Below are 22,502 nucleotides of genomic sequence, written 5' to 3' on the forward strand. Positions count from 1 at the left end.
GGGCAGACCTTCAGAACAGGCGCTGCGACGAAAGCTCCATGATTTCATCGGTAATTTCGTCCTGCCGAACTCGACTGAACTGGGCATGCAACTCATCTTGGCGACGGTTGATGTTGTCCTGAGCGGTGATCATCGCGTGCATCCGCGCTTCATTTTCTGCGGCACACGACAACATCAGCGCCTCGCACAGCTCGGCATAGACGTATTCTTCAGCCAACTGCAACACCAGCTGACCACGTTCGAGATGTGTCCGTGGCGACCGCTCGCCGGGTTCGACCGGAAAGCGCGAGTAATCGAACGGCAACAATGAGCGCGTGACGATCGCCTGTTTTCCGGCCTGCCGGGGCATGCCGTGCACCAGCGAAACGCGAGTCACCCGCTTCGGGTCGAGTCGGGTGTAGAGCGCCTCGGCGATGCGCCCCGCGAGCGCCTGGGCCTCATCCGGATGGACCGCCATGGGCGCCGACCAGACCGGCTTTAGCCCGCGATCGGCGGTACTGACCTGACCGCGCGCACCCACCACCAGCAAGTCCCCCGGCAAGCGCTGCAGACCGTCGGCCGCAGCGTCGATCAGGCGGTCGTTGAAGGTGCCGACAAAGCCCTGTTCGGCACAGAGCACAAGCAACAGATGAGCCTGCGCCCCGTTTTTCGGTGTGCCAGGCCGATCAAGCTCTTCGAGAAGCCCAAGCCCTTTACCGATCGCCTCGCCCAGCGTACTGGCGTAGGCCCGAACACCCGCCAACCGCTGTTGTGCATCGTGCGAGCGGGCGGCCGCAATCCCGCGCATGGCGCCAATCACGCCAGCCAGCTCATGGGTGGTTTCAAGATGCTGGGCCAACTCCCCGAGGCGACTGCTCACGTCGCGGTACTCGCCAGCTCGCGGCACAAGGCCGCGACTTCAGCTATCAGCGCGGCGCGCTGATCATCGTTCAGCTGACCACTGCGCTCGACCTCCTGGGATAACGCAGTAGCCCGCGCATCCAGCCAGGATGGCAGACGTTCGCGCAGGGACTTGAACATGGCGACCGGCTGAGCATCGAAAACTCCGTCGGACAAGGCCGCGAGCAGGGCCACCTGATCGATACGGCGCAAGGCGGCAAACCGTGGCTGGGCAAACAGCGCCCGACTGCGCTCGCCGCGCTGTAACTGCGCCTTTACCCGGTTGTCGCTGAGCCCGCCGAACCGGGTGAACAACTCCAGCTCGAGGAACTGCGAGTACTCCAGACGAACTCGCCCAGCCACGTCGCGTAGGATGCGCGCCTGCGCCTTGCCGCCGACCCGGCTGACGGACAGCCCGACGTCGACCGCAGGCAGTTGGTTGGCGGCAGCAAGGTGGCTGTCCAGAACGATCTGGCCATCGGTGATGGAAATGAGGTTGGTCGGTATGTAGGCCGACAGGTTGCCCGCCTCGGTCTGCGCGATCGGCAAAGCGGTCAGCGAGCCGCCACCGAGTTCTGCGGACAACTTGGCGGCTCGCTCCAGCAGCCGCGCGTGCAGGTAGAAGATGTCCCCAGGGTAGGCTTCGCGGCCCGGCGCCTCGTGGGTCAGCAAGGCCAACTCGCGATGGGTCGCGGCATGTTTGCTGAGGTCATCGAGGACTATCAATGCATGCTGGCCGCGGTCGCGAAAGTACTCGGCGATGCTGAAGCCGGCGAAGGGGGCGGCCCACTGCATGCCCGGCGAGGCTGACGCCGACGCAACCACGAACACGCAGCGCTCCGCCGCGCCGTGCTCACGCACGGCCTCGATCACCTGCTGCACTGCGCTGGCACGCTGGCCAACCGCCACGTAGACGCAGATCAGTTCGGTGTGTTTCTGGTTGACGATGGCATCGATGGCCAGCGAGGTTTTGCCCGTGGCGCGGTCGCCGATAATCAGTTCGCGCTGGCCGCGGCCTATCGCAAACAGCGCATCGACGATCAGTACGCCGGTCTCCACCGGTTCGCGCACATGGTCGCGATCGATGATGGCGGGCGCCGGCCGCTCAATGGGCAGCCACTGCCGAGCTTCGATCGGCTCGTCGCGGTCCAGCGGCCGCCCCAACGGGTCCACCACACGGCCCAGCAGTTCGGGGCCTACCGGCACCTGAAGCACCTCGCCGGTACCATAGACACGCGACCCGGCGGCGATGGTGCTGGCTTCGTCAAGCAACACGACACCGATACGCTCGGCGTCGAGCGTCAGCACGAAACCGAAACCGGCGTCGTCAAAACGCAGCAATTCGTTAAGGCGCGCGCCGGGCAGCCCTGAAACCTGAGCGATACCGTCACCTACCTGCTCGACCCGACCCACTTCACCAGCCTCGGCGCCGAGCCGGACGCGGTCAAGAGCTGCACGGCTACGCGCGAGCCAGTCGTCGGTGTTGTGTCGATGATTAGGCATGCTCGGCGTCCAGCAGCTCGTTCTTCAACCGGTCCAGATCGGCACGAAAACTGTTGCGCACCACCACCGCGCCTCCGGTCAGTTCCAGCCCAGCGACCAGCGTGGCGTCGACCATGACGTCCAGCGTCACCGGCTGCCCCAGGGCGGTCGCAAGCGCCTGCTGGATTTGGGCGAGCTCGGCTTGCTCAAGAGAACGCGGCGCGTGCAGCTCGAATCGCTGTGCTGGCTGGCGCAGACTGTCACGAAGGGCCTCGGGCAACCGCGCCAACTCCGCCACCAGCCCTTCAACGAAGCCGCTAACCTGAGCATCCGCCGGCAAGCGCGCCAGCAGTTTTCTGGCGATATCGAGCGCCAGTTGTGCCGCGTCTGCCTCAGCCCGCCGACGTGCCGCGCGCTGGTCGTCCTGCAGCGCCTGCATCGCCTTTTCACGACTGTCCGCAGCGCCCGCTTCGGCCTCGCGCAACAACTTGCTGCGCATGGCGTCAGCCTCCTGTTGAACGGCCTCAAGCGCCGCCGCTCGTGTCTGGGCAACCGCTTCATTCGCCGCAACGGCACTGGCATCAAGCGCCTGCGCATCGGCCTTCGCCGCGGCGGCCTGATCGAGCAGTTCGGCCGCCACACGCTGCCGTTCGGCGATGATTTGCGAAATCGGCTTGAACAGGAAACGCGACAGCAGCCACATCAATACCAGAACGTTGATCAGCTGCAGGCCGAGGGTCCACCAATCGAGCTTCATCGGGTCGCCACGCTCACTGAATGAACGGGTTAGCGAACAGCACCAGCACCGCGATAACCAGACAATAGATGGCCATGGTTTCGATCATCGCCAAGCCGACAAACAGCGTTCTCGACAGCGTGCCGGCAGATTCTGGCTGACGGGCGATGGCGTCCATGGCCGCCGCCACCGCACGCCCTTCCGCCAGCGCCGGCCCGATCGCACCGAACGAAACGGCGATGGCCGCGGCGATGATGCTGACGATTTCGATCATATTGTCCAATGTGCACCTCCAATAAGAATGCAGTTGAGCGGGGCATTTACCGTGCAACGGCGGCGCCAATGAAGACCATTGCCAAGACGCTGAAGATATAGGCCTGAATGGCGCCGGTAAGCAGGTCCAATGCCATGAACGGAATGGGCACCAGCAGACCGGCCAGTGACAAGGCGATGCCAATGACGAACACGCCGCTCATGATGTTGCCGAACAGCCTCACGATCAGCGAAAAGGTACGTGTCAGCTGCTCGACGATATTCAGAGGAATCATTACCCAGCTCGGCTCGGCAAAGGTGCGCAGGTAGCCGCCCAAGCCCTTGACAGCGATACCGTAGCCAATGCTGGCTGCCAGCACGACCAGCGCCAGGGCTGTGTCCGTCTCCAGCACCGCGGTGGGGGGGTCGACGCCGGGTATCAGCGATGACCAGTTGGCGGCAAGGATGAAGATGAACAGGCTGCCGATCAGCGCCCGGTATAGCTCCGGACTGCTCTGCATGGTGTCGCGAATCTGTCCGTCGAGGGTCTCGACCAGCAACTCGAGCAGGCTCTGCATCGCAGTGGGGCGAAGAGAAAGGCGCCTGGTCAGCACCCAGCTGCCGGTGGCCAGCACCAACATCAGCAGCCAGGTCACCGCCACAGCCGTGCTGACCCGCATCGGCCCGAGCTCAAACAGCAGTGCACTCTCCAGCGGGGATGATGGACTCATCGACTCTTACTCCAAGACTGATGCAGTGCCCGCTGCCGGGCCAGCACCACTCCGACGCCACCGGCGAGCACCGCCCATGCGCCGAGGCGCGCCAGAACGACCAGCACTGCCACCGTGGCGGCCAGGCGCGTCAGCTGCAGCAGCAGCGCCACTCCGGCGCGCCCCGAGAGAAACAGGCGCACGTTCAGCTCCAGCAGGCGGAAGTGCACAGCGCCGGCCAAGGCGCCGGCCAGCAGACCACAGCCGATGTGCCAGAGCACTGTAAAAAGCGGCAAGCCGGTCATTGGCGGTGCATCCAGCGCCAGGCGGACCATAAACCAAGCGCCGCACCCAAGCAGAGCAGCGCTGCAGCAAAGGTCACGCCAGTGCCCAACAGGCGGTCGACCCAGCGACCGATGAACAGCCCCAACAACAGCGGAAGCACGATGGCCCAACCCAGCACGCCTATCTGAGCCAGGCGCCGTGCCAGGGACGGTTCCGGATCCCGCTCGGCCTGCTCGGCGCGCTCAACCGCCCGCCGGGTCGCTTCGCGCAGGGCCTCACGCTGGTCTTTCATGCTGCTCTCCCAGCGGATCGAGCGGTGGTTCGATGCCCTGTGCCGGCCGCAGATAGCGCACCAGCTGCCGCACCGCATGGGTGTGCAAGCGGACATGCTCCACGCGCGTCTGGCGTCCGCTCTCGACCTGCGTTTGCTGCGCCCGGTGCACGCCCGCCTCAAGCTTTTCGAGCCGAGTGTCGACGATGCCATCACGACAGGCTACACGCAGGACCTGCCGACTGAGACTGAGTACACCACCCTGGACTGCGCAAAATCCCTGCTCGCCACTGGCTCGCCGCCAACGCAGCACCGTCGGCTGCAGCACGGTAAGAAAGTCCTCGTGACCGGCCAGCAGACCAAAGCACCCACTGGCATCCTCGCCGCGAAACGAGACCACGTCATCCAGCTCCAGCAGTAGCTGCTGTGGCGTGCTGATCTGCAGACGCAAGCACCGGGTCACGGTTTGCTCCCCGCGCCAAGACGCTCTTCCTTGGCTCTTGCCTGCTCCAAGCTGCCAACCATATAGAGCGAACTTTCCTGCCAGTGGTCGCACTCTCCAGCCAGGATCGCTCGGCAACCCGATAAGGTCTCGTCCAAACTGACCGAGCAGCCTGGCATGCCGGTAAAGGCTTCGGTCACGGCAAAGGGTTGCGTCAGGAAGCGCTGCAGGCGCCGCGCTCGGCTGACGATCAGCCGGTCATCTACGCCCAACTCCTCGACGCCAAGCAGCGAAATTACGTCCTGCAGGCTGCGATAGTGCTCGATGCTGCGGCGTACCTCGATCGCGATATCGACGTGCGCCTGACCAACGACCAGCGGATCGAGCATGATCGAAGACGAGGCGATTGGGTCCACTGCGGGGTACATGCCCTGAGCGGCCATGCTGCGTGAGAGGACGACCATGCTATCCATGTGCGCCGCCAGCGCGGTCACGGCGGGATCGGTGAAATCATCGGCGGGCACATACACCGCTTCGATGGCCGTCACTGCCACCCCGTTCACCGACACGATGCGCTCCTGCAGCGCCGCCACCTCATCGGCCAGGGTTGGTTGATAACCTACCCGCGACGGCAGACGCCCGAGCAACCCTGAGACTTCGGCGCCGGCCTGTACGAAGCGAAACACGTTATCCATCAGCAGCAGAACGTTCTGCCGGCGCTCGTCGCGGAAGTACTCGGCGATGCTCAGCGCAGTCAGCGGGACACGCCAGCGCGCACCGGGGGGTTCGCTCATCTGCCCGTAAACCAACACCGTCTGGTCGAGCACCCCGGAGTCGCGCATATCCTGCAGCAACTCGTGGCCTTCCCGGGAGCGTTCTCCGACGCCAGCGAATACCGAGATGCCCTGGTAGCGCTCGGCCATGGCGTGAATCAGCTCCATTACCAGAACGGTCTTGCCGACGCCGGCGCCGCCGAACATCGCCGCTTTGCCGCCCTGCACCAGCGGTGTCAGCAGGTCGATGACCTTGATGCCAGTGGCGAACAGTTCGCGGCCGACGCTTTGGGCTGCGAGCGGAGGCGGCGTGCGCAGGATCGGCCGACGGGGGACGTCGTCCGGCAGTGTTTCTCCCTTGTCACCGGGCCGCCCGCTGACGTCCAGCAAGCGTCCCAATACGGCTTGGCCCACCGGCACACTGAGCGGGCCACCGCGCGACAGGACTCTGCCACCTCGTGGTAGCCCGGCGGTAGCGCCCAGTGCAATGCAGCGTACCGTGCGCTCGCTAAGGTGCGCCTGCACCTCAACCAACAGGGGCTCAGCGTCGTCCCGCATGACATCGAGCGCGTCGCCAATCGCGGGCAAGCCCGTGGTGAAAACCACGTCGATTACCGCTCCGCGCACTGTGCTGATCCGTCCCTCGAGCGACGCCGTCACATCGGTATCTCCGCAGCCATGCCTGTAACGGATGATTGCCAAGCCAGCCGGCAACCGCAATCACTCTACTCGCTTGGTGCCTGCCCCGCCTGCCTAGGCATTTACTTTCCGGCGCCCCGTTTCGGTGCAGCGCGTTGGATCAGTGCCGGGACGGTCGCACGGCTCGCTCCTGGACCAGCACCCACGGCGCTACCACCACGGCCCATAACTGAGGATCGCGCGTCAGCCAGTCACGTGCCTGGCTTTCATCCAGCTTGGCCAGCTGGCCATTCGCCAGCCACTTGGTTACCGTGTCGCGGTCGTCTTGAGTGACGGCCAGCGCCGCTTCGATGAGATCGGCCTCGCTGGCGACACGCAATAGCGCGCCACGAGCGAAGAACGGCTGCAGTTCCTGCCAGGTAATCGACGCGGTTTCGCCCAGTAGCTTGGCATAGAGAGTGCTTGAATCTTCGCTCATGAGACCCGCCCGTTCCCTTAAAGGGCGCAATGATAGCGCTCGGGTGAATCTCATCAACCGGATGGAAATCCTGACTGTGCAAACAGGTGCTGACGCTTCTACACTGTGCCGGTACAGTTGCCGTACCGTTTGGGGACGTTGAGCCCTTAACGACACTGCAGCCCGCAGGATCCAAACAATAATGATGCAAGTGGAGCACATATGAAGACCAAGCAGCGTCTTTCGAAACTATTCATGGCTATCGCTTTGACGGGTGCAGCGAGCTACACGCTGGCCGCCGACAACATCAAGATCGGCCTGGCCGGTCCGGTTACCGGGGCTGTCGCGCAGTACGGGGACATGCAGTTCATCGGTGCCCAGATGGCCATCGAGCAAATCAACAAGGAAGGGGGCGTCAACGGTCAGCAGCTTGAAGGGATCGTCTATGACGACGCCTGCGACCCCAAGCAGGCCGTAGCGGTTGCCAACAAGATCGTTAACGACGAGGTCAGCTTCGTCGTGGGTCACCTCTGCTCCAGCTCCACCCAGCCGGCGTCCGACATTTACGAAGACGAAGGCATTCTGATGATCACCGCGGCGTCGACCAGCCCGGACATCACGTCCCGTGGCTACGAGCTGGTTTTCCGTACCATCGGTCTGGACAGCCTGCAGGGTCCGACTGCCGGTAACTTCATCGCTGACACCGTCAAGCCGAAGAATGTGGCTGTCATCCATGACAAGCAGCAGTACGGCGAAGGGATCGCGACCGCGGTCAAGGAAACCCTGGAGAAGAAAGGCGTCAAGGTTGGCCTGTTCGAAGGCATCAACGCTGGCGACAAGGACTTCTCCTCGATGATTTCCAAGCTCAAGCAGGAGAATGTCGACTTCGTCTACTACGGCGGCTATCACCCAGAGCTGGGCCTGCTGCTGCGTCAAGCGAAGGAAAAGGGCCTGAATGTCCGCTTCATGGGCCCTGAAGGCGTAGGCAACAAGGAAATCTCCGCCATTGCCGGCCCGGCTTCCGAAGGCCTGCTGGTCACCCTGCCGAAGTCGTTCGATCAGGATCCGCGCAACCAGAAGCTGGTCGACGCATTCAAGGCGAAGAAGCAGGACCCGAGCGGCCCGTTCGTGTTCCCGGCCTACGCCGCTGTTCAAGTCATTGCCGAGGGTATCGAGAAAGCCGGCAGCACCGACACCGCCAAGGTGGCCGAAGCCCTGCGCAGCAACACCTTCGACACTCCGACCGGCAACCTCTCGTTCGACGAGAAGGGCGACCTGAAAGACTTCAACTTCGTGGTTTACGAATGGCACCAGGACGGCACCAAGACCGAAGCCAAGTGAACCTATAACCAACCGACCCAGAGCCCACGGCATCCGCCGTGGGCTTTGTTTTAGCTGATCGGAGCCAACCCGGCCACAAGCACGGGACGCCCAGCAACACTTTCAACCAAGCGAGTGGCCTGTAGAACTGGCCCGCCTCGACAGGTAGGTGCGTGATCCGCACCGAGTCCACGGCGCTGCATTCTCCCTGCAGCGTTTTCGAAGCAGGTCCGCATTGGCGGCAAGCACGGCTGCGGGTGTTCAGGAGAACGTAATGCCTGAGCTTTACCACTACTTCCAACAGCTGATCAACGGCCTGACCGTTGGCAGCACCTATGCCTTGATAGCCATCGGTTACACGATGGTCTACGGCATCATCGGCATGATCAACTTCGCCCACGGCGAGGTGTACATGATCGGGTCGTATGTCACCTTTATCGCCATCGTCGGGCTGACCATGATGGGGCTCGATTCGCTGCCGATCCTGATGATCGGCGCGTTCGCAGCCGCCATGATCGTCACCAGCGCCTATGGCTACAGCATCGAGCGGGTCGCCTATCGACCGCTACGCGGCAGCAACCGGTTGATCCCGCTGATCTCCGCGATCGGCATGTCGATCTTCCTGCAGAACGTCGTCCTGCTTTCCCAGGACTCCAAAGACAAGGCTATCCCCAACCTGATGCCCGGCAACTTCATCTTTGGTGAAAGCGCCATGAACGGGGTGGTGATTTCCTACATGCAGGTGTTGATCTTTGTCGTCACCATCATTGCCATGATGGGTCTGACGCTGTTCATCTCCCGCTCTCGACTGGGCCGCGCCTGCCGTGCCTGCGCCGAAGATTTGAAGATGGCCAACCTGCTCGGCATCAACACCAACAGCATCATCGCCCTGACTTTCGTCATCGGCGCTGCGCTGGCGGCCGTTGCAGCCGTTCTGATCAGCATGCAATACGGCGTGATCAACCCGCACATCGGCTTCTTGGCCGGCATCAAAGCCTTTACTGCTGCGGTGCTTGGCGGTATCGGCAGCATCCCGGGCGCCATGCTCGGCGGTCTGGTGTTGGGTGTAGCCGAAGCGTTCGGCGCCGATATCTTTGGTGATCAATACAAGGATGTGGTCGCGTTCAGCCTGCTGGTACTGGTGCTGCTGTTCCGTCCGACCGGCATTCTCGGCCGTCCGGAGGTTGAAAAGGTATGACTCGCAATCTGCGCACCGCCTTTTTCAGCGCACTGCTGGTATTCGCTGTAGCGGTACCGGTGTTCGGCCTGAAACTCACCACCGTCGGCATTCGCCTCGAAGTTCATGGCAGCGACGCGACGACGTTCTGGATCATCGCGGCCTGCGCCGTGGCGATGTTCTTCTGGCAGCTGTTCCGTCATCACGCGGCGGCCGGCTGGGCGGCGACCCCCAACCTGCCGCGAGTACCGGCCGGTGCGGGCAACTTTCTGACCCTGCCGTCGACCCAGCGCTACATCATCATTGGCCTGATTCTGCTGGCGCTTGTGTGGCCGTTCTTCGGCTCGCGCGGCGCGGTGGATATCGCCACATTGATCCTGATCTACGTGATGCTCGGCCTCGGCTTGAACATCGTGGTAGGCCTGGCCGGCTTGCTGGATCTTGGTTACGTCGGGTTCTATGCCGTTGGCGCTTATACCTATGCCCTCCTCTCGCATTATTACGGGATCGGGTTCTGGGTCGCGTTGCCGATTGCTGGTGCCATGGCCGCGCTGTTCGGTTTCCTGCTGGGCTTCCCAGTGCTGCGTCTGCGCGGGGATTACCTGGCGATCGTAACCTTGGGCTTCGGTGAGATCATCCGTCTGTTGCTGCGTAACATGACCGATCTTACCGGCGGACCCAATGGCATCAGCGGCATCGATAAACCAACACTGTTCGGCCTCTCGTTCGACCGTCGTGCGGCCGAGGGCATGCAGACGTTCCACGAGTTCTTCGGCTTTGAATATCAGTCGATCAACAAGGTGATCTTCCTCTATCTGATTGCCGTGCTGCTGGTGCTGCTGACACTGTTCGTCATCAACCGCCTGCTGCGCATGCCTATCGGCCGCGCCTGGGAAGCCTTGCGTGAAGATGAGATCGCCTGCCGTGCGCTGGGCATGAACCCCACGGTGATCAAGCTTTCCGCGTTTACCCTCGGTGCGACGTTCGCGGGCTTCGCCGGCAGCTTCTTCGCGGCGCGCCAGGGACTGGTGTCACCGGAGTCGTTCACCTTCATCGAATCGGCCATCATCCTCGCCATCGTCGTACTGGGCGGCATGGGCTCGCAGTTGGGGGTGATTCTCGCCGCCATCGTGATGATCCTGCTGCCTGAACTGATGCGTGAGTTCAGCGAGTACCGCATGCTGATGTTCGGCGCCTTGATGGTGCTGATGATGATCTGGCGTCCGCAGGGGCTGCTGCCCATGCAACGCCCCCATATGGAGCTGAAGCGATGAGCCGCCCGATTCTCGAAGTAAGCGGCCTGACCATGCGCTTCGGCGGCCTTCTGGCCGTCAACGGGGTGGGCCTGACCGTACATGAAAAACAAGTGGTCTCGATGATCGGCCCCAACGGTGCCGGCAAGACCACGGTATTCAACTGCCTGACCGGCTTCTACCAGCCCACCGACGGCAAGATCCTGCTCGACGGCGAAGCGATCCAGGGCCTGCCCGGCCACAAGATCGCCCGCAAGGGCGTGGTGCGGACATTCCAGAACGTTCGCCTGTTCAAGGACATGACCGCCATCGAAAACTTGTTGGTCGCCCAACATCGGCACCTGAACACGGGCTTTCTGTCCGGCCTGTTGAAGACCAAGGCGTTTCGCAAGAGTGAGCGCCAGGCAATGGATTTCGCCGCGCACTGGCTCGATCAGGTCAACCTGACCGACATTGCCAACCGCCCGGCCGGCACCCTTGCCTATGGCCAGCAACGCCGTCTGGAAATCGCGCGCTGCATGATGACGCGTCCGCGCATCCTCATGCTCGACGAGCCGGCAGCGGGTTTGAACCCGAAGGAAACCGAAGACCTGAAAGCGCTGATCGGCATGCTGCGTGACCAGCACAACGTGACGGTTCTGCTCATTGAGCACGACATGAAGCTGGTCATGAGCATCTCCGACCATATCGTGGTGATCAACCAGGGCTGTCCGCTGGCTGACGGCACGCCGGAGCAGATTCGTGACAATCCGGACGTGATCAAAGCCTATCTGGGAGAGGCTTAACCATGCTGTATTTTGAAAACGTCTCGACCTTTTACGGCAAGATCCAGGCCCTGCATAACGTCAACGTGGAAGTCCGCAAGGGCGAGATCGTCACCCTGATCGGCGCCAACGGCGCCGGCAAGTCGACCCTGCTGATGACGCTTTGCGGTACGCCCATGGCATCCGAAGGCAGCATCCGCTTCGAGGGCGAGGAGCTGGTCGGCAAGCAAACCTTCGACATCATGCGCAAGGACATTGCCGTGGTACCCGAAGGGCGGCGCATCTTTGCTCGGCTGACGGTCGAGGAAAACCTGGCCATGGGTGGGTTCTTCACCAACAAGGCGGACTTCCAGGAGCAACTGGACAAGGTGCTGTTGCTGTTTCCACGACTCAAGGAGCGTTTCCAGCAGCGTGGCGGCACTATGTCCGGCGGTGAGCAACAGATGCTCGCCATTGCCCGTGCATTGATGAGCAAGCCCAAGTTGCTGCTGCTCGACGAGCCGTCGCTGGGACTGGCGCCAATCATCATCCAGCAGATCTTCGACATCATCGAACAGCTGCGCAGAGATGGCGTAACCATCTTCCTGGTCGAGCAGAACGCCAACCAGGCGCTGAAGTTGGCCGACCGGGCTTACGTGCTGGAGAACGGTCACATCGTCATGCAGGGCAGCGGCGAAGAGTTGCTGGTCAACCCCAAGGTTCGCGACGCCTACCTGGGCGGCTGAATCGAGGCAAACGAAGGAGCCGGGCAAATGCCCGGTTTTTTCATGCGCGCACGCAGGGGATGACAAGCGAGGGCCGGGCCTTTATCGTGCTCTGCGTCGCGTCTTACCCGACACCCATCTGGGCGTCTCGACGAGACCCCTGGATCAGCAGACAGGGCATAACTGAGCTGGCTCATTTCTGAACTCAACTCAGGAGAAGCCGGCCATGACTGCCAGCCGTATCTGGATCAAGAACCCCCTCGCCCTCTACACCTCGAACGATCAGAAAGCCCCCGGCGGGTTGGTGATCGAGCATGGCGTGATTGTCGAAATGCTCGACGCCGGGCAATCGCCCTCGACGCCTGTCGACAGCACCTTCGATTCCCGTGAGCACGTCGTGTTGCCAGGGCTGATCAACACGCACCACCACTTCTATCAGACCCTCACGCGAGCCTGGGGCCCTGTGGTCAATCAGCCCCTATTCCCCTGGCTGAAGACGCTCTATCCGGTCTGGGCACGCCTGACGCCGGATCGCCTGGCGCTCGCCAGCAAGGTCGCGCTCGCCGAATTGCTGTTGTCCGGCTGCACCACCGCGGCCGATCACCACTACCTGTTCCCGGATGGCCTGGAAAACGCCATCGACGTGCAGATCGACGTTGTTCGCGAGTTGGGCATGCGCGCCATGCTGACCCGCGGCTCCATGAGCCTGGGTGAAGCCGACGGTGGGCTGCCGCCGCAACACACCGTGCAGACGGCCGAAGCGATCCTGGAAGACAGCGAACGGTTGATCGGCCGCTATCACGAGCGCGGCGCCGGCGCGCAGATCCAGATCGGCCTTGCGCCCTGCTCGCCGTTTTCAGTTACACCGGAAATCATGCGCGCTAGCGCCGCTCTGGCTGAACAGCACGACGTGCGCCTGCACACGCACCTGGCCGAAACCCTGGACGAAGAAGAGTTCTGCCTGCAGCGCTTCGGCCTGCGCACGGTGGATTATCTGGACAGCGTCGGCTGGCTATCGGAGCGCACCTGGTTGGCGCATGGCATTCACTTCAACGAGGACGAAATTGCCCGCCTCGGCGCGGCCGGCACCGGCATCTGCCATTGCCCATGCTCCAACATGCGACTGGCGTCGGGCATTTGCCCCACCGTCGCGCTGGAAGCGGCAGGCGCGCCAATCGGTCTTGGCGTGGATGGTTCGGCCTCCAACGACGCCTCCAACATGATTCTTGAAGCCAGGCAGGCGCTATACATCCAGCGTCTGCGCTACGGTGCAGAAGAGATCACGCCAGAGCGGGCCCTGGGTTGGGCCACGCGCGGTTCGGCACGGCTGCTGGGTCGTCACGATGTGGGTGAATTGGCGGTGGGCAAGCAGGCCGATCTGGCCCTGTTCAAGCTCGACGAGCTGCGTTTCTCCGGTAGCCACGACCCGATCTCCGCGCTGCTGCTGTGCGGCGCTGACCGGGCCGACCGGGTGATGGTGGGCGGCCAGTGGCGGGTGGTGGACGGCCAAATCGAAGGCCTTGACGTGGCCGGACTGATCGCCAACCACAGCCAGGCCGCCCGCGAATTGATCGCGGGCTAGTCCCAACGCTGAGGTTTCGCTCAAAAGACTGGCGAGTCGTATGACCGGCGAGCAGCGACGCTCGCCGGCGTCAGGACTGAGCAGTCAGCTTCTCAGTTCTTCGATTCGCCAATCTTGAGCGCAAACACGCCCGTCAAAAGCAAACTGCCGCGCCAGGGCCGACGGCCAGTTTGCTCAGGCGCGACTAGGCATGCGGGGCTGGGCGCAGCGCCTTGGCCATGCATTGCAGAGCCTCACGCGGCCCACCGCAAATCAGCGTAGCGGGCACAGCCAGCATCAAGTTCACGGGCAGGTCGAACGCTTCCAGTTGCAGCCCATCGCAATCGAGACCGGACACGCCACAAAGCTGTGGATGCTGGCGCTGCAGACGCTCGGCATAGCTGCCCTCCCCGTCCAGATAGCCATAGATCGGCTTGCCCTGAGCGGCGGCATAACCGACTTCGAAACTGGTGCCGCTGTCCGGCTCACCACCGCGAAAGAAGTTCAGATCGGCAAGCACCGCATCGGCCTGACCGAGCAATTCCAGATTGGCCCGGTAGATCCAGGCCGCCTGCTCACGCGGCAACTCGATCTCGTTCGGCACCTGCTTATCCAGCGGATACAGACCGATGAAGCCGAACTCGGCACACAAGGCCTTGAGCCGCTCACCATGCTCAATGGCATCAGGCCGAAATACAGCGGGGCCAGCGAGATAGATGCGCAACGTCATTGAGGTTCCATCCTGCTGAGAGGGGTCACAGCCCGATCAGCGAAAGCATGATGAAGGTAGCGAACAGCACGAAGTGGGTCATGCCCTCGATCGCGTTGGTTTCGCCGTCGTTCAGGTTGATAGCCGCGACGATGATGGTGATCAACACCATGGTTGTCTGCACCGGCGTCATCGCCATCTGAAATGGCTGGCCACTATACAGCGCCATGGCCTCCATGATTGGGACCGTCAGGATCACCGTGGACAGCGAGGCGCCAAGCGCAATGTTGACCACTGCCTGCATACGGTTGGCCAACGCGGCGCGCAAGGCGGTCAGAATTTCCGGCGCGGCCGCGATAGCTGCCACCAACAGGGCTGCCAGCATAGGCGGTGCACCGGTTCCGACCAGGCTCACCTTCATCGTCTGCGACATCACCTCGGCCAGCGCGCCAATGATCACCACGCCGACACAGAGCATGGCGATCGATGGCCCGGCACTGCCTGACGCCTGGGTAGTTGCCGAGTGCTCGTTGCGGCGACGCTTCTTCTCCGGGTAGCTATAGCTGAAGAAGTAACTGTGCGCGCCAACCTGCATCCGCAGAAACACGCCGTACAGCAGTAGCATCGCGCCAATGGTAAAGGCCGAGTACAGACGCCAGTCTTCCTGCGGAATGAACTCAGGAACGACCATAGAGACGCCCATCGCGGTGAGGATCATCACGCTGTAGGTCCGCGCGGAATCGTCGTTGTAGGGTTGCTCGCCGTGCCGCAGCCCGCCCATCAGCGCAGCCAGCCCGAGAATGCCATTGAGGTCGAGCATTACCGCTGCGTAGATGGTGTCACGCACCAGGGTCGGTGATGGCTCGTGCGACATCATGATGCCGAGGATGACGACCTCCACCAGCACGGCCGAAAGCGTGAGAATCATGGTTCCGTAGGGGTCACCGACCTTTTCGGCAAGCACTTCGGCATGGTGAGCGACGCGTACCGAGGCCAACACGATGACTAGCACAAGCACCGCCGTGCTGATCATCGCAATCGTGCGGCCACCGTGCAGAAAGCTCTCTTCAAACACGTACGCGAGCACTGCTACCAGCAGCGCGACGATGAGGTAGGTCTCCTCTTTGAATCTCTGCAACATCTTGTAATTCTCTTGGGGCCTGAAGCTCCGACGCACCAATCCCTGGCAAATATCCCCATTCGTGCGCCTAACCGGATCGGCGGCGACCAATACAGTTATTGAAGGCAGCCAGATTCTCGGGCAGCTTCGGTAGTTGTCCCATTGGTCAGCTTTTTGCATTCAATTTGGTGATGGTTGAACTTGATGGCGTATGCGGCATAAGGGAGGGCCGGTCGCAGCAGCCATCCCAATAGCGCTCCCAGCTGCGCCGAATCCCACGCCTGTCGTCGCAAGCAGCAGGAGCAGCCAGCCTGAGCCACACTCTAGGCATGTTCGGCCCGGCTTTGTGGCGGCAATCGGGGTCAGTCAGGAACGGCCCATCGGACGCATTGACTTTTGAGTCAGTAATTTCTTGACCGAAAAGTCAGATAACGCTAATTTCCACCGCCAGAGCCCAGAACAAAAACGCCCCGGAGGCCCGCCTTGATCCAGTTTCTTCTCAATCGAGAACTGCGCCGTGAGCAGACACTCGATCCGAATACCACCGTGTTGGAATACCTGCGCGAATACCGCGGTAAATCCGGCACCAAAGAAGGCTGCGCTTCCGGAGACTGCGGTGCCTGCACCGTTGTGGTCGGCGAGCTAAACGGAGATCGCCTGCGCTACCGCACGCTCAATTCCTGCCTGACCTTCGTCTCCGCCTTGCACGGCAAGCAGCTGATCACCGTCGAAGACCTCAAGCACCAGGGCGAGCTGCACTGCGTCCAGCAAGCCATGGTCGACTGCCATGGCTCGCAATGCGGCTTCTGCACGCCCGGCTTCGTCATGAGCCTGTTTGCCTTGCAAAAATCGGCGGACGGTTACGACAAGGCCGACACCCATGAAGCGCTGGCCGGCAACCTCTGCCGCTGCACCGGCTACCGCCCGATTCTGGAAGCCGCGGAGCAGGCCTGCTGCGGTAAGCAGCCGGACCAATTCGATGCGCGCGAAGCCGACACCATCGCCCAGCTGAAAGCCATCGCACCCAGCGAAACCGCCGAGCTGAACAGCGGCGACAAGCGCTGTCTATCGCCACTGAACGTAGGTGATCTCGCCGATATCTACAGCGCCAACCCGGACGCACGCCTGCTCGCCGGCGGCACCGACCTTGCGCTTGAAGTCACCCAGTTCCACCGCGAATTGCCGGTGATGATTTACGTCGGCCACATTGCCGAGATGAAGAAAGTCGAGGTCACCGACAAGGGCATCGAGATCGGCGCAGCCACACCGCTGACCGATTGCTATGAAGTGCTGGCAGAGGAATACCCGGACTTCGGCGAGTTGCTGCACCGCTTCGCCTCTTTGCAGATCCGCAACCAGGGCACCCTGGGTGGCAACATCGGCAACGCGTCGCCCATCGGTGATTCGCCACCCCTTCTGATCGCGCTGGGTGCGCAAGTGGTGCTGCGCAAAGGCAATAACAACCGCACCCTGCTGCTGCAGGATTACTTCATCGACTACAAGGTCACCGCTCGCGAGCAAGGTGAATTCATCGAGAAGATCATCGTGCCGCGCGCCCAGCCGAACCGGGTGTTCCGCGCCTACAAGGTCTCCAAGCGCCTCGACGATGACATCTCTGCCGTCTGTGCGGCCTTTGACCTGAAGCTCGAAGACGGCCTGATCGACGATGCCCGCGTCGCCTTCGGCGGCATGGCGGCCATTCCGAAACGCGCTGTGGCCTGCGAGCGCGCGCTGATCGGCGCGCCGTTCAATGCCGACACCATCGAGCGTGCTTGCGAGGCGCTCGGGAAGGACTTCACGCCACTGACCGACTTCCGTGCCAGCCGCGAATACCGCCTGCTGGTCGCACAGAACCTGCTGCGCAAATGCTTCCTCGAGCAACAAAGCCCGGAAGCCGAGACAAGGGTGACCGCATATGCATAAGCAAACCAAAACCCAGGAAGAAATCGCCGCCCTGTTCAAACAGGACCTGGTCACCGGCGTCGGCCGCAGCGTCAAGCACGACAGCGCGCCCAAACATGTCACTGGCGAGGCGGTGTATGTCGACGACCGTCTGGAATTCCCCAATCAGCTGCACATCTACGCCCGCATGAGCGACCGCGCCCATGCCCGGATCGTGCGCATCGACACGGCCCCCTGCTACGCCGTACCCGGTGTTGCGATCGCCATCACCGCTCAGGATGTGCCGGGTCAGCTGGATATCGGTGCGGTCATGCCCGGTGATCCGCTGCTGGCCGACGGCAAGGTAGAGTATGTTGGCCAGCCGGTGATTGCCGTCGCTGCCGACAGCCTGGAAACCGCACGTAAAGCCGCCATGGCCGCGATCATTGAGTATGAAGATCTGGAACCGGTGATCGACGTGGTCGATGCCTTGCGCAAAAAGCACTTCGTACTCGACAGCCACACCCACAAGCGTGGCGATTCGACCAGCGCACTGGCCAGTGCACCGCGTCGCCTGCAAGGCAGCCTGCACATTGGCGGGCAGGAACATTTTTACCTGGAGACTCAGGTTTCTTCGGTGATGCCCACCGAGGACGGCGGCATGATCGTCTACACCTCGACGCAGAACCCCACCGAGGTGCAGAAGCTGGTATCCGAGGTGCTCGGCGTCTCGATGAACAAGATCGTCATCGACATGCGCCGCATGGGCGGCGGCTTCGGCGGCAAGGAGACCCAGGCCGCAGGCCCCGCGTGCATGTGCGCCGTGATTGCACACCTCACCGGGCGCCCGACCAAGATGCGTCTGCCACGCATGGAAGACATGACCATGACCGGCAAGCGTCACCCCTTCTATGTCGAGTACGACGTCGGCTTCGATGATGACGGCCTGCTGCACGGCATCGAGATCGACCTGGCCGGCAACTGCGGCTACTCGCCGGACCTCTCCGGCTCCATCGTCGACCGCGCCATGTTCCACTCCGACAACGCCTATTACCTGGGCGACGCCACCATCAACGGCCATCGCTGCAAGACCAATCTCGCATCGAACACCGCCTACCGCGGCTTCGGCGGCCCGCAAGGCATGGTTGCCATCGAAGAGATCATGGACACGGTCGCGCGGGAGCTGGGCAAGGACCCGCTCGATGTGCGCAAGCGCAACTACTACGGCAAGACCGAGCGCAACGTCACGCCTTACTACCAGACGGTCGAGCACAACATGCTCGAGGAAATGACCGCAGAGCTCGAGGCCAGCAGCGAGTATGCCAAGCGCCGCGAAGAGATCCGCGCGTTCAATGCCAAGAGCCCGATCCTGAAGAAGGGTCTGTCACTGACCCCAGTGAAGTTCGGCATCAGCTTTACCGCCAGCTTCCTCAATCAGGGCGGCGCGCTGGTGCACGTTTACACCGATGGCAGCATCCACCTGAACCACGGCGGCACCGAGATGGGCCAGGGCCTGAACACCAAGGTCGCGCAGGTCGTGGCCGAAGTGTTCCAGGTCGACATCGACCGTATCCAGATCACCGCGACCAACACCGATAAAGTGCCGAACACCTCGCCAACCGCTGCTTCCAGCGGCACCGACCTGAACGGCAAGGCAGCGCAAAACGCGGCGCAAACCATCAAGCAACGCCTGATCGAGTTTGCCGCAAGGCACTTCAAAGTCACTGAAGAGGATGTGGAGTTCAAGAACGGTCAGGTCCGCATCCGTGACCAGTACGTCTCCTTTGACGAGCTGATCCAGCAGGCCTATTTCGGCCAGGTCTCGCTGTCGTCCACCGGTTTCTACCGCACGCCGAAGATCTACTACGACCGCAGCCAGGCGCGCGGCCGGCCGTTCTACTACTTCGCCTATGGCGCGGCATGCTCGGAAGTGATCGTCGACACCCTGACCGGCGAGTACAAGATGCTGCGCAGCGACATCCTGCATGACGTCGGCGCCTCGCTGAACCCGGCCATCGACATCGGCCAGGTGGAAGGCGGCTTCGTTCAGGGCATGGGCTGGCTGACCATGGAGGAGCTGGTGTGGAACGACAAGGGCAAGCTGATGACCAGCGGCCCAGCGAGCTACAAGGTACCGGCCGTGGCGGACATGCCGCTGGATCTGCGGGTCAAACTGGTGGAGAACCGCAAGAATCCGGAGGACACCGTGTTCCACTCCAAGGCAGTGGGTGAGCCGCCGTTCATGCTCGGCATCTCGGTCTGGTGTGCGATCAAGGATGCCGTCGCTAGCCTGGCGGACTACAAGGCGCAGCCGAAGATCGACGCGCCGGCGACGCCCGAGCGGGTGCTCTGGGGCGTGGAGCAGATGCGCAAGTTGAAGCGGACCGCCGCGGTGCCAAGCGCCACGGAGACCACCCCGGCCTGACGCGCTGCACCGGTCGCAGGCAGAGCCTGCTCCTACAACCTGCCACCGCAACCTGTAGGAGCAAGCGCTGCTTGCGACCCGGTCACCGACGACATGAATACGCGCATGCCATACGGCATCGGAGAACGAGATGAACAGCTGGATCGAAGCACTCGCCGACCTGCAGCAACAAGGCGAACCCTGCGTGCTGGTCACCATCATCGAAGAGCGCGGCTCGACGCCGCGCAATGCGGGCTCGAAGATGGTGGTCAGCCGCGAGCGCCTGTACGACACCATCGGCGGCGGCCATCTGGAATACAAGGCACAGGCAATTGCGCGGGAGATGCTTGAAAACCGCGTGCGTGATACGCGGCTGGAACGCTTTTCCCTGGGCGCGAGCCTCGGCCAGTGCTGTGGCGGCGCCACCGTGCTGCTGTTCGAACCCATGGGCCAACCGCAGGCGCATATTGCGGTGTTCGGTGCCGGCCACGTTGGCCGCGCACTGGTGCCGCTACTTGCCAGTCTGCCGTGCAAGGTGCGCTGGATCGATTCGCGCGAAAGCGAATTCCCGGCCCATATTCCTGCGGGCGTGGAGAAAGTGGTCAACGACGAGGTGGTCGACGAGGTGGCCGAGATGCCGGCAGGCAGCTACTTCATCGTTATGACGCACAACCATCAACTCGACCTGGAGCTAACCGCGGCCATCCTCGAACGCAACGATTTCACCTACTACGGGCTGATCGGCTCGAAGAGCAAGCGCGCCAAGTTCGAACACCGTCTGCGTGACCGTGGCTTCCAGCCAGACACCGTGCAACGCATGCGCTGCCCGATGGGTATCGCCGAAGTGAAGGGAAAGCTGCCGGTCGAAATTGCGGTATCCATCGCTGGCGAAGTGATCGCCACCTACAACGCCCATTTCGGTGAAAAGAGCGGTGAGAAAGCCGCGGACGGCGCAAAGCCGGTGCCCATGCTGGTGCCCGCCTCGCGCCGCTCGCAGAACGGCTGATCGAGCCGCGCCTTTTTGTGAGAAGCGCCCCCGCGTTTAGCCGAAAACAGCTCGGCTAAACGCTCCGCCTCGATGCGGCCTTCCACATCGACGAATGTCCTCTACACAACGATTCCGAGACTCACCATGCCCCAAGCAAAAGCCTACCGTGCCGCCCTGCTCCACTGCCTCGCCGATCCGCGCGAGGTGGGTATCGAGCAATCTCACGAGTATTTCGAAGACGGCCTGTTGGTTGTCGAGGATGGAAAGATTGCTCAGATCGGCAGTGCGGCTGACCTGCTTCCAACCCTGAAAGCCGGCACCGAGGTGGTCGAATACCCTGACGCGCTGATCACCCCCGGTTTCATCGACACCCACATTCATTACCCGCAGGTCGGCGTCATCGGCTCCTATGGCACGCAACTGCTGGACTGGCTGGAAACCTACACCTTCCCTAACGAAGGGCGTTTCAGTGACATGGCGCATGCTCGCCAACAGGCCGATCTGTTCCTCGGCGAGCTGCTGCGCAACGGCACCACCACCGCGCTGGTGTTCGGCACGGTGCACAAGCAGTCGGTGGATGCCTTCTTCGAAGCGGCAGAAAAACTCAATCTGCGGATGATTGCCGGCAAGGTGCTGATGGACCGCAATGCGCCGGACTTTCTCACCGACACGGCCGAGTCCGGCTATGCCGACAGCAAAGCGCTGATCGAACGCTGGCATGGCAAAGGCCGTCTGCATTACGCCGTGACGCCGCGTTTCGCCCCGACCAGCACGCCAGAACAACTGACGCTGGCCGGCAAGCTGTTTGCCGAATACCCCGACCTGTACATGCACACGCACATTTCCGAGAACAAGCAGGAAGTGGAGTGGGTCAAGGAGCTGTTCCCCGAGCGTAAGGGTTACCTGGACGTCTACGACCATCACGGTCTGATCGGCGCGCGCTCGGTCTTCGCCCACGGCATCCACCTCTGTGATGACGAATGCAAACGCCTCGGCGAGACCGGCTCGGCCGTGGCCTTCTGCCCCACGTCCAACCTGTTCCTCGGCAGCGGCCTGTTCGATCTGGCGAAGCTAGAAGGCTACGGCGTGAGGGTGGGTCTGGGCACGGACGTCGGCGGCGGCACCAGCTTCTCGCAACTGCAGAGCCTCAACGAGGCTTACAAGGTATTGCAGCTGCAGGGTCAGAAACTCGATGCGTTCAAGGCGTTGTATCTCGCCACACTTGGCGGAGCGCGAGCGCTGTATCTGGACGACAAGATCGGCAACCTGCAGCCTGGCAAGGATGCCGACTTCGTGGTGCTCGATTACAAGGCGACTCCCCTGATCGACTACCGCCTAAGCCAGGCCACCACGCTGCAGGAAAAACTCTTCGCTCTGATGATCCTTGGCGACGACCGCGCCGTGAAGGCAACCTACGCCGCCGGGGTTTCGGTGCACCAAAAGGCATCGTGAATAACAGATCGCAAGCGCGATGATCAATCGTCTCGCCAGCTACGCAACCTGCGTGATCTAACGCGTGGATCGATGGAGCGTGATCCACCCTACGGTCGAAGCCACCGCCGGCGCTCGTAGATACCGTCTTCCCCATTACCGAGCAAGGGCCAGTTGAGGGTCGAAACGCTGGCCCGATTTAAGTACCCCATAGGCGATGTGCAGCAGCTTGCGCATCGCTGCACAGACGATTTGTTTTCCGGA

Annotated in this window: 22 protein-coding genes and 1 pseudogene; 10 read left to right on the forward strand and 13 right to left on the reverse strand. The window is 62.3% G+C overall.

The window, feature by feature from the left end; genetic code table 11:
* Nucleotides 1-10: 10 nt before the first annotated feature.
* From CXK96_RS02945 to CXK96_RS02990, 10 genes are all read right to left on the reverse strand, one after another.
* Nucleotides 11-859, reverse strand: a complete 849-nt coding sequence (locus tag CXK96_RS02945) for a F0F1 ATP synthase subunit gamma (protein ID WP_102834989.1) — start codon at nucleotides 857-859, stop codon at nucleotides 11-13.
* Complete coding sequence (locus CXK96_RS02950; RefSeq protein ID WP_102834990.1) at nucleotides 856-2,382, reverse strand: F0F1 ATP synthase subunit alpha; 1,527 nt, start codon at nucleotides 2,380-2,382, stop codon at nucleotides 856-858. Before CXK96_RS02950 ends, CXK96_RS02945 begins: the two co-directional genes overlap by 4 nt.
* Complete coding sequence (locus CXK96_RS02955; protein ID WP_102834991.1) at nucleotides 2,375-3,118, reverse strand: F0F1 ATP synthase subunit delta; 744 nt, start codon at nucleotides 3,116-3,118, stop codon at nucleotides 2,375-2,377. Before CXK96_RS02955 ends, CXK96_RS02950 begins: the two co-directional genes overlap by 8 nt.
* Before the next feature lie 13 nt (nucleotides 3,119-3,131).
* Nucleotides 3,132-3,371, reverse strand: a complete 240-nt coding sequence (locus tag CXK96_RS02960; protein WP_219807516.1) for a F0F1 ATP synthase subunit C — start codon at nucleotides 3,369-3,371, stop codon at nucleotides 3,132-3,134.
* A gap of 46 nt (nucleotides 3,372-3,417) precedes the next feature.
* Entirely contained in the window at nucleotides 3,418-4,080 is a 663-nt protein-coding gene (locus CXK96_RS02965) for a F0F1 ATP synthase subunit A (protein WP_102834993.1), read from the reverse strand.
* Nucleotides 4,077-4,364, reverse strand: coding sequence for an ATP synthase subunit I (locus tag CXK96_RS02970; RefSeq protein ID WP_102834994.1), 288 nt, complete (start codon nucleotides 4,362-4,364; stop codon nucleotides 4,077-4,079). The genes CXK96_RS02965 and CXK96_RS02970 overlap by 4 nt, the downstream gene beginning before the upstream one ends.
* The gene (locus tag CXK96_RS02975; protein WP_102834995.1) at nucleotides 4,361-4,636 is read right to left on the reverse strand and encodes an AtpZ/AtpI family protein; all 276 of its coding nucleotides are present in this window, start codon (nucleotides 4,634-4,636) and stop codon (nucleotides 4,361-4,363) included. Before CXK96_RS02975 ends, CXK96_RS02970 begins: the two co-directional genes overlap by 4 nt.
* Nucleotides 4,620-5,078, reverse strand: coding sequence for a F0F1 ATP synthase subunit epsilon (locus CXK96_RS02980; protein WP_102834996.1), 459 nt, complete (start codon nucleotides 5,076-5,078; stop codon nucleotides 4,620-4,622). Before CXK96_RS02980 ends, CXK96_RS02975 begins: the two co-directional genes overlap by 17 nt.
* Nucleotides 5,075-6,490, reverse strand: a complete 1,416-nt coding sequence (gene atpD / locus CXK96_RS02985; protein WP_102834997.1) for a F0F1 ATP synthase subunit beta — start codon at nucleotides 6,488-6,490, stop codon at nucleotides 5,075-5,077. Before atpD ends, CXK96_RS02980 begins: the two co-directional genes overlap by 4 nt.
* Before the next feature lie 139 nt (nucleotides 6,491-6,629).
* Nucleotides 6,630-6,947 (reverse strand): DUF2288 domain-containing protein, encoded by a 318-nt coding sequence (locus CXK96_RS02990; protein WP_102834998.1) that lies wholly within the window; start codon nucleotides 6,945-6,947, stop codon nucleotides 6,630-6,632.
* A gap of 201 nt (nucleotides 6,948-7,148) precedes the next feature.
* On the opposite strand from CXK96_RS02990, the gene CXK96_RS02995 reads away from it, so the two are divergent.
* From CXK96_RS02995 to CXK96_RS03020, 6 genes are all read left to right on the forward strand, one after another.
* On the forward strand, nucleotides 7,149-8,267 hold the full coding sequence (locus CXK96_RS02995) for a branched-chain amino acid ABC transporter substrate-binding protein (RefSeq protein ID WP_102834999.1): 1,119 nt from the start codon (nucleotides 7,149-7,151) through the stop codon (nucleotides 8,265-8,267).
* Nucleotides 8,268-8,520: 253 nt separating this feature from the next.
* Nucleotides 8,521-9,444 (forward strand): high-affinity branched-chain amino acid ABC transporter permease LivH, encoded by a 924-nt coding sequence (gene livH / locus CXK96_RS03000; protein ID WP_045425061.1) that lies wholly within the window; start codon nucleotides 8,521-8,523, stop codon nucleotides 9,442-9,444.
* On the forward strand, nucleotides 9,441-10,697 hold the full coding sequence (locus tag CXK96_RS03005) for a high-affinity branched-chain amino acid ABC transporter permease LivM (protein ID WP_102835000.1): 1,257 nt from the start codon (nucleotides 9,441-9,443) through the stop codon (nucleotides 10,695-10,697). Before livH ends, CXK96_RS03005 begins: the two co-directional genes overlap by 4 nt.
* Nucleotides 10,694-11,461 (forward strand): high-affinity branched-chain amino acid ABC transporter ATP-binding protein LivG, encoded by a 768-nt coding sequence (gene livG / locus CXK96_RS03010; RefSeq protein ID WP_102835001.1) that lies wholly within the window; start codon nucleotides 10,694-10,696, stop codon nucleotides 11,459-11,461. The genes CXK96_RS03005 and livG overlap by 4 nt, the downstream gene beginning before the upstream one ends.
* A gap of 2 nt (nucleotides 11,462-11,463) precedes the next feature.
* Nucleotides 11,464-12,165 carry an ABC transporter ATP-binding protein gene (locus CXK96_RS03015; protein WP_102835002.1) on the forward strand — a complete coding sequence of 234 codons (702 nt, stop codon included), beginning with the start codon at nucleotides 11,464-11,466 and terminating at the stop codon, nucleotides 12,163-12,165.
* A 205-nt stretch (nucleotides 12,166-12,370) separates the two neighbouring features.
* Nucleotides 12,371-13,726, forward strand: coding sequence for an 8-oxoguanine deaminase (locus CXK96_RS03020; RefSeq protein ID WP_102835003.1), 1,356 nt, complete (start codon nucleotides 12,371-12,373; stop codon nucleotides 13,724-13,726).
* Nucleotides 13,727-13,910: 184 nt separating this feature from the next.
* Here CXK96_RS03020 and CXK96_RS03025 read toward each other — a convergent pair whose 3' ends face one another.
* Both CXK96_RS03025 and CXK96_RS03030 read right to left on the reverse strand, forming a co-directional pair.
* Nucleotides 13,911-14,435 (reverse strand): nucleoside 2-deoxyribosyltransferase, encoded by a 525-nt coding sequence (locus CXK96_RS03025; protein WP_102835004.1) that lies wholly within the window; start codon nucleotides 14,433-14,435, stop codon nucleotides 13,911-13,913.
* 25 nt (nucleotides 14,436-14,460) lie between these two features.
* Complete coding sequence (locus CXK96_RS03030) at nucleotides 14,461-15,555, reverse strand: calcium:proton antiporter (RefSeq protein ID WP_102835005.1); 1,095 nt, start codon at nucleotides 15,553-15,555, stop codon at nucleotides 14,461-14,463.
* 462 nt (nucleotides 15,556-16,017) lie between these two features.
* On the opposite strand from CXK96_RS03030, the gene xdhA reads away from it, so the two are divergent.
* The 4 genes from xdhA to guaD all read left to right on the forward strand — a co-directional run bounded on the left by xdhA (nucleotide 16,018) and on the right by guaD (nucleotide 22,259).
* Nucleotides 16,018-17,457: a xanthine dehydrogenase small subunit gene (gene xdhA / locus CXK96_RS03035; protein ID WP_102835006.1), complete on the forward strand. Its 1,440-nt coding sequence runs from the start codon at nucleotides 16,018-16,020 to the stop codon at nucleotides 17,455-17,457.
* Nucleotides 17,450-19,840 (forward strand): xanthine dehydrogenase molybdopterin binding subunit, encoded by a 2,391-nt coding sequence (xdhB, locus tag CXK96_RS03040; protein ID WP_102835007.1) that lies wholly within the window; start codon nucleotides 17,450-17,452, stop codon nucleotides 19,838-19,840. The genes xdhA and xdhB overlap by 8 nt, the downstream gene beginning before the upstream one ends.
* Before the next feature lie 130 nt (nucleotides 19,841-19,970).
* The gene (gene xdhC, locus CXK96_RS03045) at nucleotides 19,971-20,825 is read left to right on the forward strand and encodes a xanthine dehydrogenase accessory protein XdhC (protein WP_102835008.1); all 855 of its coding nucleotides are present in this window, start codon (nucleotides 19,971-19,973) and stop codon (nucleotides 20,823-20,825) included.
* A gap of 126 nt (nucleotides 20,826-20,951) precedes the next feature.
* Nucleotides 20,952-22,259 (forward strand): guanine deaminase, encoded by a 1,308-nt coding sequence (gene guaD, locus CXK96_RS03050; protein ID WP_102835009.1) that lies wholly within the window; start codon nucleotides 20,952-20,954, stop codon nucleotides 22,257-22,259.
* A 135-nt stretch (nucleotides 22,260-22,394) separates the two neighbouring features.
* Here the strand turns inward: guaD and CXK96_RS20885 are convergent.
* Nucleotides 22,395-22,502: pseudogene (locus tag CXK96_RS20885) on the reverse strand (IS110 family transposase); the annotation flags it as partial.

It is taken from the genome of Stutzerimonas stutzeri (assembly GCF_002890895.1).
In the GTDB taxonomy this organism is placed as follows: domain Bacteria; phylum Pseudomonadota; class Gammaproteobacteria; order Pseudomonadales; family Pseudomonadaceae; genus Stutzerimonas; species Stutzerimonas stutzeri_AB.